Origin of the sequence: Anaerocolumna aminovalerica, from assembly GCF_900115365.1 — a bacterium.
Lineage (GTDB): Bacteria > Bacillota > Clostridia > Lachnospirales > Lachnospiraceae > Anaerocolumna > Anaerocolumna aminovalerica.
This window is the reverse complement of sequence record NZ_FOWD01000019.1, coordinates 26,628-42,741: the sequence shown is the minus strand read 5'-3', so window position 1 is coordinate 42,741 and position 16,114 is coordinate 26,628. Positions and strand designations below refer to the sequence as shown.

Annotated in this window: 10 protein-coding genes; 2 read left to right on the top strand and 8 right to left on the bottom strand. The window is 32.8% G+C overall.

Annotation, left to right across the window (positions count from 1 at the left end; translation table 11 throughout):
• Nucleotides 1–17 precede the first annotated feature (17 nt).
• A complete protein-coding gene (locus BM183_RS11700; RefSeq protein ID WP_091687067.1) occupies nucleotides 18–1,277 on the bottom strand; it encodes a condensation domain-containing protein in 1,260 nt (419 codons plus the stop codon).
• Between the two features lie 42 nt (nucleotides 1,278–1,319).
• A complete protein-coding gene (locus tag BM183_RS11695) occupies nucleotides 1,320–2,240 on the bottom strand; it encodes an alpha/beta hydrolase (RefSeq protein ID WP_330392418.1) in 921 nt (306 codons plus the stop codon).
• 331 nt (nucleotides 2,241–2,571) lie between these two features.
• On the opposite strand from BM183_RS11695, the gene BM183_RS11690 reads away from it, so the two are divergent.
• Nucleotides 2,572–4,206, top strand: coding sequence for an ABC-F family ATP-binding cassette domain-containing protein (locus BM183_RS11690; protein WP_091687066.1), 1,635 nt, complete (start codon nucleotides 2,572–2,574; stop codon nucleotides 4,204–4,206).
• A 357-nt stretch (nucleotides 4,207–4,563) separates the two neighbouring features.
• Here the strand turns inward: BM183_RS11690 and BM183_RS11685 are convergent, their stop codons facing one another.
• From BM183_RS11685 to BM183_RS11665, 5 genes are all read right to left on the bottom strand, one after another.
• Entirely contained in the window at nucleotides 4,564–5,304 is a 741-nt protein-coding gene (locus BM183_RS11685; RefSeq protein ID WP_091687065.1) for an SIS domain-containing protein, read from the bottom strand.
• Between the two features lie 3 nt (nucleotides 5,305–5,307).
• A complete protein-coding gene (locus BM183_RS11680) occupies nucleotides 5,308–6,564 on the bottom strand; it encodes a PTS ascorbate transporter subunit IIC (protein ID WP_091687064.1) in 1,257 nt (418 codons plus the stop codon).
• A gap of 21 nt (nucleotides 6,565–6,585) precedes the next feature.
• Nucleotides 6,586–6,864 carry a PTS sugar transporter subunit IIB gene (locus BM183_RS11675; RefSeq protein WP_091687063.1) on the bottom strand — a complete coding sequence of 93 codons (279 nt, stop codon included), beginning with the start codon at nucleotides 6,862–6,864 and terminating at the stop codon, nucleotides 6,586–6,588.
• Between the two features lie 31 nt (nucleotides 6,865–6,895).
• Nucleotides 6,896–8,815, bottom strand: coding sequence for a BglG family transcription antiterminator (locus BM183_RS11670; protein WP_091687062.1), 1,920 nt, complete (start codon nucleotides 8,813–8,815; stop codon nucleotides 6,896–6,898).
• Nucleotides 8,816–9,469: 654 nt separating this feature from the next.
• On the bottom strand, nucleotides 9,470–10,060 hold the full coding sequence (locus tag BM183_RS11665; protein ID WP_091687061.1) for a zinc dependent phospholipase C family protein: 591 nt from the start codon (nucleotides 10,058–10,060) through the stop codon (nucleotides 9,470–9,472).
• Between the two features lie 738 nt (nucleotides 10,061–10,798).
• Between BM183_RS11665 and BM183_RS11660 the strand changes: the two genes are divergently transcribed.
• On the top strand, nucleotides 10,799–12,082 hold the full coding sequence (locus tag BM183_RS11660; RefSeq protein ID WP_091687060.1) for a hemolysin family protein: 1,284 nt from the start codon (nucleotides 10,799–10,801) through the stop codon (nucleotides 12,080–12,082).
• A 777-nt stretch (nucleotides 12,083–12,859) separates the two neighbouring features.
• Here the strand turns inward: BM183_RS11660 and BM183_RS11655 are convergent.
• On the bottom strand, nucleotides 12,860–16,105 hold the full coding sequence (locus tag BM183_RS11655) for a DUF5704 domain-containing protein (RefSeq protein ID WP_091687059.1): 3,246 nt from the start codon (nucleotides 16,103–16,105) through the stop codon (nucleotides 12,860–12,862).
• Between the last annotated feature and the right edge of the window lie 9 nt (nucleotides 16,106–16,114).

Here is a 16,114-nt window from a genome sequence, read left to right as displayed (position 1 = left end):
TAGATTCGTTACGTTCCTTATAGATTTGTTACAATCTTTACATCTATTCCTTTATGAGAAAGGGTCTGAAAGAATGTTTTCTGAATATCTGTTTCGTTATAAGGTGACGTAAAACTAACTACCAGCTTATCTTCAAAGGAACAAATAGTGATCTGAGGTCTCCTTGCACTTGTAAAAACAGAAAACTGTTTGATAAAGGGTTTTAATTCTTCTGCCACAGTAATCTTTCCAACATTGGAAATAGAAGAAGTAATGCCCCTTTCAGCTACTTGATTGGCAATTTTAAGAACCATATCCTTTATGGGTAAGGGAACAATTCGAATTAGTCCGTTTTGTTCTAAGGAAGCCAGACGATTCAGATGAATTAATAATCTTTCTTCCTCCAATTCCCGTTTAAAACTTTCACTGACACTTTCGATAACCTCATTAAGACTAATATTCTTTTTTCCAAAATGGAATCCAACATTGACGGTACTGAAAAAGTTTCTGGCAGATTCTGATTCAAAATAATTCCTTAAATTAACCGGAACTGACAAAACTACCGGACGGTTCTTTCTTCTTGCAGGCATACCTTTATAGATGGAATACATAAACAGTGCCGTTAAATAAACCGTTAAAGTAGTACCATATTCATGTGCAGCATCTAATACCTCTTTAACGGACATAGTACCTTCCACCAACTTATAACGATTCTCTTCTCTTCTGGTTTCATGTATATGATAGGCTTTAGGATGCTTCTCCCTTTTGGGCAGTTTTCTTTTGGTATAGTGCTTTAAAAAGCTGTCGTCCATCTTCTGGCTTAAGGAAGCATCATAGTCCAGCTTAAAGTTTTTATCACCTAATATATCCTTATACTTTTTCATTAAATAATAATACACCAGAGTTTTTACAAACCACAATGCACCGGTTCCATCGGAAAGAGCATGAAATATTTCTACGTTGATTCTGTTTTTATAATATAAAACCCGAAATAACAGATTTCTCTGACCTTCAAAATAGATACGGTCACAGATAGGTGTTGATTCTAATTCTACAACAGGATGTATATTACTGGTTTCAAAATAATACCAAAATACTCCTTTTCGAAGTACGGAGTTATATAAAGGAAAGTTTTCTATTGTTTCATCTAAAGCCAACTGAAGAATATCAGGGCTTACATCCTCCTGTAATTCACAAACAAATCGAAATACTTTCGTATCTTTGTCATTACTGGTCGGTGGAAATATTTTTGCAGCGTTATCAAGTCTGGTCCACTCTACCCTTTTACCACGTTTCATCTGAAGTCTCCTTTAATTTCAATAAAACTAAGATAACATATACTATTTATTTTTTAAAAATTCATTCACTATTTTATAACATGCAGTAATATAGGCATCTTGCCTTGGCAGCGTAAGGAACCCATGAAGGGCATCTTTGATCCGGTTTACAACTACATCATTGCCCCATTCTTTTAACCTCATACCATAGGCTTCTCCCTCGTCTCTTAGAGGGTCATACTCAGCTGTTATAATTAAGGTTTTTGGCTGATTACTTAAATCTTTTGCCAAAAGTGGCGCAACATAAGGATTAAACCTATCTTCTTCCTTGCTGATGTATAAATCCATATAATCCTGAATTCGTTTAGAAGTCAGTATATAATCTGTCCCATTCTCCAATATAGAAGGAAATTCTGATCTGGAATCATGATAATTATTAGTAGCAGGATACAATAATATCTGCTTGCCCGGTAAGAACTCCCCTTTATCTCTAGCCATTAAGGATACTGCCGCAGCCAGGTTAGCTCCTGCGCTATCGCCGATTAAGACTATTTCTTCCGGCTTACTTGAAAAGAACAGTTGATTTTTATATAACCGTTCCGCAACATGATAACAATCCATTAACCCGGAAGGAAAGGGATGCTCCGGTGCCAGACGGTAATCTACAGAGACCACTGCATATCCGGTCTGGTTTGCCATATTGGCACACATATTGGTATAACTGTCAATATTGCCGATAACCCAGCCCCCTCCATGAAAGAAAAGCAACACTTTAAAACCTTCTGCTTTTTTCGGCTTAAAAATCCGCACAGGGATTTCATGGTTTTCAAAAATAATCTTATGATCCAATAAATTATAAAGGGGTTTAAAAAATGGATGAAAAGCTACCAACACCTTACGGTGTATTTTGTAATTCTTCTTCACATTTAACTTAGGATAGGACAAAGCTTTTAAAGCCATTTTTCGTAAAGGGCTAATTGCCATGGAAGTCTCCTTCTAAACTATAATAATTCTCGTTTTTTATAGTAATTTCATTGTATTCTAGTTGCCTATAAATGTCAACGTATGAAATTACCGGGCAGTCAGTAAGAAAGCTAACTCTCATACGTTCAAAGCGGATATCAATCCCCTTACGCTACTTGCTTATAACCTCATTGCCACTACGTGGCATTTCACCAGTAGCTTGAACTCCTGCTGAAACAAGCAAGGATTTACATATGAGGTTAAATTACAAAATTTAGCTTGCAAAATAGACAATATACTGTAAAATAGATATGAATGTTAAAATGACTATTTTTTGATAGAGAGGTAAATCATGATACAAGCAAGCAACGTAACTTTAAGGCTTGGTAAAAGAGCCTTATTTGAGGATGTTAATATTAAATTTACAGAAGGTAACTGTTATGGTTTAATCGGTGCCAATGGTGCAGGTAAATCTACATTTCTTAAAATTTTATCCGGACAGATAGAAGCAACCAAAGGTGATATTATTATAACTCCCGGACAAAGATTATCCTTCCTGCAACAGGATCATTTTAAATATGACCAATACGATGTACTCAGTACTGTAATTATGGGTAATCAACGCCTATACGATATAATGAAAGAAAAAGATGCCATTTATGCAAAAGAAGATTTCACAGAGGAAGACGGAATCAAAGCCAGTGAACTGGAAGCTGAGTTTGCAACTTTAAATGGTTGGGAAGCAGAATCTGATGCTGCCACTTTACTAAACGGCCTTGGAATTGATACAGCCATTCACTACAAACAAATGAGTGAATTAAATGGTAGTGAAAAGGTAAAAGTTCTTCTTGCACAAGCATTATTCGGTAACCCCGATGTTCTCCTTCTGGACGAGCCTACTAACCATTTGGATCTGGAAGCTATCCGCTGGTTGGAAGAATTCTTAATTAACTTTGATAATACCGTTATCGTAGTATCCCATGACAGATACTTCTTAAATAAAGTATGTACCCATATTGCGGATATCGACTATGCTAAGATTCAGCTTTATGCAGGTAACTATGACTTCTGGTATGAATCCAGCCAGTTAATGATTAAACAAATGAAGGAAGCCAACAAGAAGAAAGAAGATAAAATTAAGGAACTACAGGAATTTATCCAAAGGTTTAGTGCCAATGCCTCTAAATCCAAACAAGCTACTTCCCGTAAAAGAGCCTTGGAGAAAATTGAATTGGATGAGATCAGACCATCCAGCAGAAAGTATCCTTACATCGACTTCCGACCAAATCGTGAAATTGGAAATGAGGTTCTTACTGTTACAAACCTGTCAAAAACAATTGATGGTGTAAAAGTACTGGATAATATCTCATTTACCGTTAACCGTGAAGATAAAATTGCTTTTGTAGGTCCTGATACTTTGGCAACCACTACATTATTTAAGATTCTTGCCGGAGAAATGGAACCGGATGAAGGAAATTATAAATGGGGTGTAACAACCACAACTTCTTACTTCCCGAAGGATAACACAAAGGAATTCTCCGGTGATGAAATAATTGTAGATTGGTTAATGCCATACTCCCCTGAAAAAGATGTTACTTATGTACGTGGATTCCTTGGAAGAATGTTATTTGCCGGTGAAGAAGGCGTAAAGAAAGTAAATGTTTTATCCGGTGGAGAAAGAGTTAGAGTTATGCTGTCTAAGATGATGATTGTTGGCGCTAATGTTTTAGTAATGGATGAACCTACTAACCACTTAGACATGGAATCCATAACTGCCCTTAACAACGGATTAATCAAGTTCTCCGGTGTTGTGTTATTCACTTCACAAGATCACCAGTTTATACAGACCATTGCAAACCGTATTATGGAATTAACTCCAAATGGATTAATTGATAAAATCTCAACCTACGACGAATATCTGGATAATGATGAATTTGCCCGTAAGAGACAGGTTATGCAGATTGATCGCAGTGAGGATGATATGTAATATTCAGACCATCCAACTATAATGGCAATGACATTATAGAACGTAAAAAATCTTCGCAAAAGCTTTGTTATATGCAGCTTTGCGAAGATTTTTTTAATCTACATTAACGATTAGTTTACCTATGGTTATGGATTTCTAATAAACTTTCTATAGCTATATAAAAAGCAGGTACTGTATTTAGTTGTTTTATACAGTACCTGCTTTTTCTTATATTAATTTATAGTTTATACTGAGATTAAAAATCATCACTTATTCTAATTTTAAACTTCTTGAAATCAAGCAGAAAAATAAAGGATGTTTATGCGCTTGTTCTGGATTTTTGCGTTGATCTTTTGGAACTTTTTAATGAGGGATTAATTAATACTGATAATGTATAACATCCTTATATTCATTAAATATTTTCTTATTCAATTCATCTCCCCCGTCAATGTTCGCACTATAGAATATAGGTGGTGGATTCATCCCTTCCTTAACTAACTCTTGGGCAGTGGCTGCTACTATAGAATTCATAATTGTTGCTGCTATTACGGTTGAGGTTGGGCTGACTTTTTGATCAATTCCATCTATCTCTACACAAGCATCTCCTTTTTCCCCGTGATTATCAATAACTAAATCACTAACCTGATATAAATTCATACCGGAGGGATGCCTTGAAGATACCGTTTTTGAGTAGCTTAAGTTTGTAATGCAAATTACTGTTGCCCCCCTTTTCTTGGATTCCATAGCAAACTCAATACTTACAGGGTTTCTGCCTGAAACTGAGTGAATTATAACTACGTCTCCTTCTTTAATTGGAGTTTTCTGTACTAAGGCTGTTCCATACCCTACTAACCTTTCCATTTGGCTTGTATGTGTAATTGGAGTTGTATCCAGCATTAATGATCTTGCAAATACAGGATTTATAACAACTAATCCTCCTGCTCTATAATAAAGCTCTTCACTTAGAATTCCTGCATGGGATGCTCCAAAGGAGAATATGGCATTCTTTTTTTTAACCGCTTCCATCAATATATTAGTTGCTTTTTGCATTGATTCTTTTTCTTCTACTTCTATTGTATTAATAAGTTCTTTTATCTTGTCAATATACTTAAAATACATAAATTAAAATCCTCCAAATAATGATGCTATTAATTTTGCAATTATTCCGAATAGTGATAAATCATTTCCTCCGAATATTAATATCCAGTTTTGAATTGTTCCAGAGAAAATCACTGCGGAGAAACCAACCAAAGCTACCATTATGACTGCTGATGTTGCCGTTCCGACTATCGCACCTCTTAATCCTCCCTGGCCTTCACCGATTACAGCAGCTGTACCACATTCAAAGAATGAAGTGATTACAAGAGGAATTAATAATATACTAAATACATTAAAGTAATTACAAATTAGAATAATAGCTGTTGATGTTATCATCGCTGTTAGAAATCCAATTAAAACAGCATTGGGTTTGTAGTTAAATAAAATTGGACAATCAAATGCCGGTAATGCATTTGGAACTATCTTTTCTGAAATTCCCTTAAATGCTGGTACAATTTGATTAATTAACATTCTAACACCTTGCAGCATTACTATAAGTCCTGCTCCAAACATAAAACCTTGCTTAATTCCATATATAATCAGGTTTTCGCCGGTTCCTTCAAAAGCCCCCGGTATGAATAGACCTACTACTACAAACATTAAAAATATAACTATTCCGCCACTAATTGATATTTCTCTAAAGAATGACAATCCTGAAGGTAATTTTAGATCCTCACTAGATTTTTCTTTATTTCCAAATTTACTTGCAACAAATCCTGATATTAATGCTAAAATTCCGGATGGATGTCCTAATGTAAATGAATCATCATCAGTAACTGCTGTCACATACTTTCTTAATAACCAAGGCATAATTGACCAATATAGTGCAGAAGATATAGCTGCAAAACCAATTAACAGGCCACCGGTCAGCCCTGCCTCAACACCGGCTGCTACAAATATAAATGGGAACCACCATAGCATGTGTCCAGTTAGAAATATTGTTTTAATAGGAGTAAATCTTGCAATTAATAAGTGTAAAATTAATGCAATAAACATTGCAATACCAATTGTTCCACCGTGGGTGGCTGTAAAGGTAACATCATTTAATCCCTCTGTTGGAACCGCACCGCTTAAAGCTTGAAAGGCATTATTAATTGGTGCTATAGCTCCAACCAGCATTCCTGTTCCCTGTTCCAGAATAACCATGCCAAAGGCTGCTAAAAGCGCTCCTTTTATAACATCAGCTAATTTTTTCTTCTGTAAAAGTAATCCTATAACAGCTATAATTCCAAGTAACATAGGTGGATTACGTAAAATATTGTTTGTAATAAATTCCATCATATGTTTGTCCCCCTTAAATTTTTATTTTTTATCATTTAAAAATTGTTGAACTACTTCTTTAACTTCTGCTAAATCCATATACTTCTTTACCGGGTATACAGGTACATTACATGTTCCTTTCAATTCTTCATGTAATTCAGCACTGGTAAATATAGCATCACAATCAGTTCCTCTTGCTGAATTAATATCCGTGTTATCTACCTCTGCATCTACTCCAAGTTCTCTTAAAACCCTTTCCAATGACATTTTCAAGACCATTGATGACCCTACACCAAAACCACAAACCGCTAAAATTTTCATAATTCTAAATATTCTCCTTTCACACTACTTCCTAATCCTGCTTATTAATAAGTTCTAATATTGATTCTTCATTACCGGTTATTAATATATCTATATTACTTGTGTCATATAACATCTCTGATAAGGATGCTAAAGCTTTTATATGGGAATTGTTATCGGTTGCTGCTAATACCATAAATATATTAACAGGCTTTCCTAACAGATCCACCTCTTCTTCTACTACTAAAAGAGACATTGAAAGCTTATTTACTCCATTTTTTGAACTGGCATGTGGTAATGCAAATCTATCTGCCAGTACTATATATGGACCATGCTCAATTATACTTTCAATCATATTATCAATATATATTGTTTCAATTGATCCATCATCTAATAAAGGTTTCGCAGCTAATTTTACTGCCTCCTTCCAATTATCTACTCTTTTTACTTTTCTTATTCTATCTGCTGTCACTAGTTCTTTAAGCATTGGCTGATAAATCTCCTTTTCTTCAAATTTATACATTATTTTTAGCAACTCATCCTTAAGCCTTTTCTCATCTATTATCTTTGTATGCTTCTTGATAACTTGCATTATTAACTCTAAATCAAAATTTAAATCATTATAATTAAAATTTATTAATTTACTCATAAGCAGCTGGATATCAAGTTTTGTTAACAAAGGATTGACTACAATTACATTTTCCTTATCAGGAATTTCTACAGTAGATATTATATAATCATAATAAATATTAGTTTCTGATAATTCCTTTAAGGAAAGAACCCCTGCTATATCAATTGTTGGAATATACTTATATAATTGAATTTCTAGAGTTTTTGAAACCATAAGCCCATTCGGACAAACAACTAAAACTTTATTTCTTCTTGCTCCACTGTCTCTTTCTCCTCTTAAATATCCTCCAAAATAAGCCGCAATAAATCCTATTTCTTCTTCCCTTATTCCAATAAAATCCGGAAAATCTTTTTCATTTTCTATGATGGATTTTATAATTTTATATAAAGATTCATGTTTAAATTTTATTTCTTCTAATGAAGGATTGCTAATTGGGAATTTAAACTTAATTCTGTTGTATGCTGACAACAGATGCCTCTTCATATTACTTTTAAATTCTTCTTTACTGTCCAATGTTATAGCTGTTTTAGCTTCAAATTTTTGAATCAGCTTATCTATATAATTACTTATTAAGTCTTCATCTACCTTACTGTTAAGACTTGATAATGTACTTATATAAGCAGATAAATATGATATTTCATCTTCATTGACCTTAGGAGGCAACAAATATTTTACAAAAGGATAGTAGTTAAATTTCTTAGAGTCGTTTTTATATTTGTATGTTGTTAAAGTACAATTCTCATTAATTCTTCTACAAATAAACTCTGCAAACCTAGTTAAATTTCCCAAAGAATAATCTGTTAGTCCCATTGAACAGTATTCATCAAAATTTGATACCTCTTCACTGATATTTCTAAGTAAAAACTCATCATCTTGCATTAATAACAGATAAAGTTCCCTTATCTTATATTCATTTCCAACTATCTCATATTTCCTTTTATAGGCTAGAGCTAGTTGTATGTCCTTTAAGTCCTTTTTGATTTCATCCATCGTCTGTACTATTGTATTTCTAGATAAGATCATTTCATCTGCTAATTTATCAATAGTTAACTTTTCACCATTTAAGATTTTATATAAAATATAATTTTTACGATATTCTATATTTAAGAACTTACTTTCTTGAATTTTTATAGTAGAATGCAATTTGCTGTAATCACCAATAAAAGAAAATTCATGATTTATATTTTTTATTTCCCCTGCTGACTTTATATAGTAATTTATGGACTGAATGTCATAATATAAAGTTCTTTTAGAAATATCAAATTGTTTAACTAACTGGTCAAGCTTAACTCTTCTGTTTTCAATTATGAATTCTAATATTTGTTTTTCTCTCTCCTTCATAGCTCCTCCACAATTTCATTATCTATCTTTTCCTTCTTTGCAACAATACCAATTAGTTGCACAAAAAAAACTGCAAAAAACTTATTTTGCACAGATTATTTCAGTTTTTAGGAATTATCATGAATTTAGCAAATATAATATCTACTTTTTTGTTACTATTGAATTGAAACAGGAACTTCTATCAACTCCCTAAAATCACTATTACCAATACTATAACCAAAATTTAAATATTCAATGACATAACCGCTTTATTGAGTACGACTGAAAACTATTTATTACAAAAGCATGGTTCATACTTTACAGCAGATTTGTTCCAAATAAAGACCGGTGTAGAATTTATGCCAGCTGAAATCTGGTAGCTATACCGTAAAGTAGGGCGTGCTATTGAGACAATGACATTTCAGAAACCCCTATGCAGAATAATTAAGCCATTATATGTTTTTTATATGTATAATAGTAATCATAAGATAAAGAAATTAAGGAATGATTATAAGAAGTTTAAGACAAAATATGAGATTACAAGAATAGGTGTCTTATTACCTATAAGAGTCTTTTTAATATTGAAATAAACCAAATAGTCCGGTAAACTTTCTTAGCATTGGTAATGAAGTCTGGACTGTGTTTCATTACCAATGCCGATTTATTTTTTTTAAACTAAATTGCCTGCACCAAATTGTTTGAAGCAAAGCTTATTTTAAATATCATTAGTATTGCCTCAACTACTCGCTGACACAACTTTACGATATACATACAATCCATTTTAATAGCTTTCATAGCTTTTAAATATTCAGCATGCATTTCTTTAATAAAATTACAGATTTCATCTACAGTCTTAAATCTCTCTTTTCTATCATAAATTTGCTGTACAGCTTCACTATTTACATAGGATTTTAAAGCAAATTTCAATTCCTTTTCATAACTGCAGTGTTCTCTCATAGTACCGGTAAATAATTTAGTATGGGGGAATGTAAAATAATCTGCTATGTAGTGCGTGATTACCCCAAGATGTCTGCAATAATATCCGGTTATTCCTTTATTCATATCATAATCATCTGTTATTTTAATTATTTCTTCTTTCAGTAAATCAAAAGTTTCCTCAATATTATGTCTTCTGGTTACAAAAGACGGTACACAATCCGGTAAAATGCTACCGATATAGAAAGCCTTTTTATGATTTCTTAATTCCTCTGTATTCATGCTTTCCATTAAATAACTAGCTAAAGAAATGTGTGATTTTTTTCTCATAATACCCCCGAATTTCAGTAAATTATCTGACTTGGCAAAAGCCTTATTCTATCTGATTTTAGTATTCATTTTCAATATCAATAAATAAAACGCCTTAACTCATAGATGTATCAATCCCATCCAATAAAACCTTATACAATTAGACCTTTATATTATAAACATGAAAATGTTGTATTCATATTAGATGATTTATTTAGTAAACATTGTGAAATTAATAAAAATATTATACTGCTTCTAAATAATACATTACAATAACTATATTTATATAAATTTAAGCCAATGTAAAATGTACAATAATAATTCCAATAAAAAAGGATATTTTTCGTCATTTTTTTAACTCTGTTTTCTATTTTACTCTCAATCACCAATATTTTCAATAGTCAAATGACGGAAATTCCATGTTTATTCATAATATTTTATAGGCTATTCCCTTCATCCTATCCTTATTCCTTGACATTTCCAAGTATTTCATGTAATATTATAATACTTGTATTATAATATTACATGAAATACTTTTAACTAAGTGGCAATCTAACAGTTACTTGTATAGTTTTACACATATACACATTGTAACATGACTGGGATGAAAGTCAATTTGTTTTTAACATTATATATTAATATTTCATAATTATATATCATGAACATAGAGGGTATTCATGATGTTAACACTGAACTTGATTGGTTTTTACTATCATAGATTGTTATATTGCCATCCATTAAGAATTAGGAGATGATACTTTGGACTCGAGTGAAGTCACGCAACTGATTATAATTGGTATTCTATTGCTACTATCCGCTTTTTTCTCATCAGCAGAAACAGCATTTACCACGGTAAATAAATTAAGAATTCGGAGCCTGGCAGAAGAAAATAACAGAAAGGCTAAACTTATTAATAAGCTGATTGAGAATCCGTCAAAGATGTTAAGTGCAATAGTAATTGGCAACACACTTGTCAATTTGTCTGCCGTTTCAATTGCCACTGCATTCGCCGTAAATCGTTTTCACAGTGTAGGTGCCGTTATAGTAATCGGCATTCTGGTTTTATTTATATTAATATTTTGTGAAGTGATACCAAAATCTATAGCAACCATACATTCGGAGAAGTTATCCTTTCGCTACGTAAAAGTAATTAATTTCTTAATCAAATTATTAACTCCTTTGATATTTGTTATGAATAAAATATCCCAAGGAATTCTTCTGTTAATTCATATTAATCCAGGCGAAAAAGTGTCAACCATCACAGAGGATGAACTAAGATCCATTGTTGACGTAAGCCATGAAGAAGGGGTTATTGAAAGCGAAGAACGAAGAATGATTAATAATGTAGTGGATTTCGGGGATTCTCTTGCAAAAGATGTTATGGTTCCAAGAATTGACATGGTGTTAGTGGAAGACTCTTTAACTTATGATGAAGTGGTTGAACTTTATTCCGTTGATAAATACACAAGAATGCCTGTATATGATGAAACCATTGATAATATCATTGGAATTATTAACATAAAGGACTTGTTCTTCTTTTCCGGTAAGAAAGAAAATTTCTCAATTCAAAATATTATGCGGGAGCCTTACTATACTTATGAGTATAAGAAAACCTCCGAATTATTCCTTGAGATGCGTAAAGATTCCATTCCAATGGCCATTGTGCTGGATGAATATGGATCCACAGCAGGGCTTATTACCCTGGAAGATTTACTGGAAGAAATCGTTGGAGAGATTCGTGATGAATACGATTTTGATGAAGAAGATTGTATAAAATGTATCGGTGAAAACGAGTATATTGTAGATGGTAATACCAAATTAGATGATATAAACGAGGCTTTTCACTTAGATATAGAGTCCGACGATTATGATTCTATTGCTGGTCATATAATATTCCTGTTAGATCACCTGCCTGAGGTTGGTGAAACCATAACAGACCAGAATGTAGTATATACAATACAGTCTCTGGAAAAGAACCGCATTGATAAAATACATGTTCTGATCACTGCGGAAAATGAAGCTGATGAAGAAGAAATTCTATGAGAAACTGTATTTATAATAAAACAATAATATAATAAAACAATAATATAATAAAATAATAATATTATTCTTATAAAACTAATAGCAATATGTAAACTAATAGCAATATGTATATTTTTAACAGATTCTTACAACTGTTAAAAATATAAATGCACCTTTCCAGCAGTTTTTATATTAATTTTAAAATAATCACAACTCTAAATTAATTATATAGTATATTCCGGCCTTATACACTATATAATTAATTTAGAGTTATTTTATATTACAATTTCATTAAAAAAGATAAGATAAGGCAGCTTACATTTTAATATTTCCTTTACAAAGCATTCACATTTATATTAGAATGACATAAGATGTATTACATGCTATAATCTGATAAGCAATCAGTACTGGGGAATTAGTTATCAAGTGTAGGAAATTAAAAAGTAATCACAACTTCTTCGGTGAAATGATTATCTTTTTTGCTTTCGTATTCCTTTGTCCTTATAGTTTAATATAACAAATATAAGTCCGGTTAAACTAATGATTAGCATTAACTCTTCATATGTCGTCATAAACCATCACCCCTTTTAAGGAGAGAAAATCACCCAGTATCTGATTGCTTATGTTAATTATAGCAAATATTTGGCAAATTTGGAAGTAGTTTTTACATTTATTCTCAATCTTAAGTATTTCGTCACCAAAGATTAAGAGTAACTTAAGGAATATTTTTACTATTGTTGAATATGATTTTATATTGGGGAGTGTAATTGAAAAAGGGACAAACTTAGATTGGTTGAATCAATGTGTTCCTGAAGATATATAATCTTTTGCCGCAGATTTATTTGTATAATACATAATATAATCGCCATCTGAAAATTGAAATAGGTTGCCTTTATAATCTTTCTTTTCATACTGATAACCTTCTTTTTTCCACATATTACAGTAACCCTGAGCTGCGTTATCAGCATTGATGTAGCTTAAGTGTTTCTTCCCCTTCTGTATGGTTTCAATATCGAAATTAACAATAACATACCCATTCTTTAACCAAAAATCCTCCTTATAGGTAATAGGCCCATTTTTTTTAATATGCTCCAAAATGTCAAAGCCTTTTGGTACAATATAAACTTCACTAGGTAAATAATATTCCCCATACCAGTTTTGGACACTTTTTGCCACCATTTCTTCTGTTACTGTAGAAGGAAGACTTTTTACATACCCTACAAAGGTTCTAAGACTTGGAGGAATCGTAATATTTTTATAAGTAAACAGATTTTCTTTTTGAGCTTTCCATTTCTTTAGTGATATTCCTTCAAAATAAGCTGTTTGCTTTAATTCTTGTTCCGGAATAGAAAGATATTTATCACCGGTATATAATGATTTATTGTTTTTTAAATCCAAAGTGCTTCCTGTTTTAACCATTACATTCTTTTTGCCATTAAAGGTTTCAGTATAGTAAATATCTACTTCCTGCCTGTTTTTACCCTTGCCATCTACATAATAGAAAGTTGGTTTAATACGGATATAATCATTCTTACCGTACATGGTTCCTACTGTTTTAAGTGAAAACCTGGTTGCATATCCGGTCTTTATAACTCCAAGATTTTTAATCTCCGGATGCGATCCATTTACTAAAGTCAGAGTATATTTTTTATTTTGACCATTACTGTTACCATTTTGATCCTTATCACCTACCCTATATTTAAAACCACTAAGCTTTAATGAACCGGTAGAGCGAAATACATTTTCCCATATTGGATAATCCGATATGTCATAGAGATATAAACCATAGATTCTTCCTGACACTTCCACATCTACAGTATCGGTTGCCAAATAATTATTTAATTGTAGATTGGCCAGTGTTTCCGTTTTATTCGTTCCGGAATTGGTATAAGCATTAATAGCAGTACTTCTAAAGTCTATGGTATATTTTCCTTCTGTTACCCAGGTAGGTAAATAAAATAGTGTGTTTTCTCCGACACCTGTCCAGGTGTTTTTCGGAACAAAGGTTCCATTAACAGAAGAACCACGGTACACGTCAAATGGAAACTTTACTTCTCTATCTGCTATATACTTTCCATAGTCTCTATACTGATAGCCTTTTATAAATCTATGTGAGCCGGTTGTTGGTAAAGTAACATAAAAGGGTCTGTCTAGGACTAAAGATGCCCTTACTCTGTCCGGATTTATCATCTGATTGTCTTTATACTTATCTTCTATTTGAGCATCACATACAGTAGGGGTATGTACAACAACATTGTTTACGTAATCTACCTCGTATGTAGTTTCTACTTCATCCGGGTTCAATTCTGTAATCGGTTTATAGGTTACTGTAGCCGAAGAATAATAATCACCGTTGGCTTTTGTACCCGGTATTACAATATTAGATTTAAACAAAACATTCTCTCCGACATGCTCTAATCCAGAAGGTATGTCTTTGGGTTCATCTGTCTTTTCCTCTTTTACTGAAGGAGACATGATAGTTTCACCATTAAATACCAAACTGTCATTTTTACATTTGATTTTATCTACGCTTTTCTCTGCCTCTGCCTTAAAATTCTCTGAAGGAATGGAAGGCTCTACACTGTCACCGGATATTGTTTGAGACGGTACCGTAACAACCTTTATATTAGGTTCTACTATATGGTCAGATTCACTTCCACTATGATTATAGGATACTGTAGGAGGACTATAACCACTTGGGGTTAGAGTTACACTTCCTCCCGGTAATGCAGTATTTTCAATTACAGCATTATTAATCCCATATACACCAAGAGCTGATATTATCCAATAGGAATATTCCCTTTGCACCGGGTATTGATAAGTTACTGTTCGTACTGATTCTTTCGGAATTGGTTCCTTTGTCTTTGTATCAGTCTCTGTCCATGTTAAAGTGTAGGTCTTTTTAACACTTACATTGTAAGTCTTTTTTCCGTATTTTCTTATAAATGTGGAACCTGCTATGTACTTACTTGTAAAGGCATTCACATACACGGATTCTGTTCCCGGTATACCATCCGTTACTTCATATTGTTCATTTCTCCTGCTATCAGCAGCTATTACCGCTGTAGGATCAACAACTTCGTATTGTTTTATTTTGGTATCTGTACCTCCGGGATCTGGATTTTCTTTAGGCATTCGCCTGTACATGGCAACTACTTTAAGTCCACCGGCTCTAACTAAGAATTCTCTATTCCTAACATAGGACAGTTCCGATACCCAGCCATTATAATCAAAATTTGGATTAATGGCAGCCTTTCGGTTACCAAGTACTTTTCGTGGTGGAGCGTCTCCCATATTATGATAGTAAACACGATAGAGATAATGAGTTTCACCATTGTATTCAATCTTACCATCAATTGTTGCTGTTTCTCTCCCATTACTATCTAAACCACCGGAATAATTTGTTGAAAATAGAGTACGTTCCGGTCGTGCCTCATAATCTTTTGTATCATAAGATATATGGTTACCATCGCTACGATATAGTAAACGTTCTATTTTAACTGGTTGCGGCGTTGGATCTGGATCGAATTCTACAGGTACATTAAATCTATCAGCAAAATCATCAGTATTTTTCCAATCTTCTGCAGCTTCAATGGAAAACCTTGTTTCATGCTCTTCCCCTACAGGTTTAGTTCCATGATATACCTGAATGATTCCATTAAAGTATAGCAAATCTTTTTCTTTTATTGGATCGTAATCAAATTTTTCTAAAGCCTGATTAACAAGTTCTTTGGGTATAGTAAAAGTAACCTCTATTTTACCATCACCTGTTGGCTCTTCATTTTTATATTTATCGTCTAACATCATCCGTGCATGTGGTACGCTTAGGGGATCTGCTGTTTTAACTCTACAAATATTAAACCCAACCGTTTTCCATGTGATAGATGTTGTGGCTTTTGTATCCGTGGTAGTGAACTTAAACATGCCATCTACAATTTCAACCGGTGGTTTACTTTCTACTGCCATAATTTTATTACTTGGCAGTACCATTATTACAATGCATAGTAAAGTAAATATTCTAGTAAACAAATTTCTTTTATTCATATTATCCCT

Coding starts and splice junctions, on each gene's coding strand:
- BM183_RS11700 (WP_091687067.1), bottom strand. CDS start 1,277: ATGAAACGTGGTAAAAGGGTAGAGTGGACCAGACTTGATAACGCTGCA.
- BM183_RS11695 (WP_330392418.1), bottom strand. CDS start 2,240: ATGGCAATTAGCCCTTTACGAAAAATGGCTTTAAAAGCTTTGTCCTAT.
- BM183_RS11690 (WP_091687066.1), top strand. CDS start 2,572: ATGATACAAGCAAGCAACGTAACTTTAAGGCTTGGTAAAAGAGCCTTA.
- BM183_RS11685 (WP_091687065.1), bottom strand. CDS start 5,304: ATGTATTTTAAGTATATTGACAAGATAAAAGAACTTATTAATACAATA.
- BM183_RS11680 (WP_091687064.1), bottom strand. CDS start 6,564: ATGATGGAATTTATTACAAACAATATTTTACGTAATCCACCTATGTTA.
- BM183_RS11675 (WP_091687063.1), bottom strand. CDS start 6,864: ATGAAAATTTTAGCGGTTTGTGGTTTTGGTGTAGGGTCATCAATGGTC.
- BM183_RS11670 (WP_091687062.1), bottom strand. CDS start 8,815: ATGAAGGAGAGAGAAAAACAAATATTAGAATTCATAATTGAAAACAGA.
- BM183_RS11665 (WP_091687061.1), bottom strand. CDS start 10,060: ATGAGAAAAAAATCACACATTTCTTTAGCTAGTTATTTAATGGAAAGC.
- BM183_RS11655 (WP_091687059.1), bottom strand. CDS start 16,105: ATGAATAAAAGAAATTTGTTTACTAGAATATTTACTTTACTATGCATT.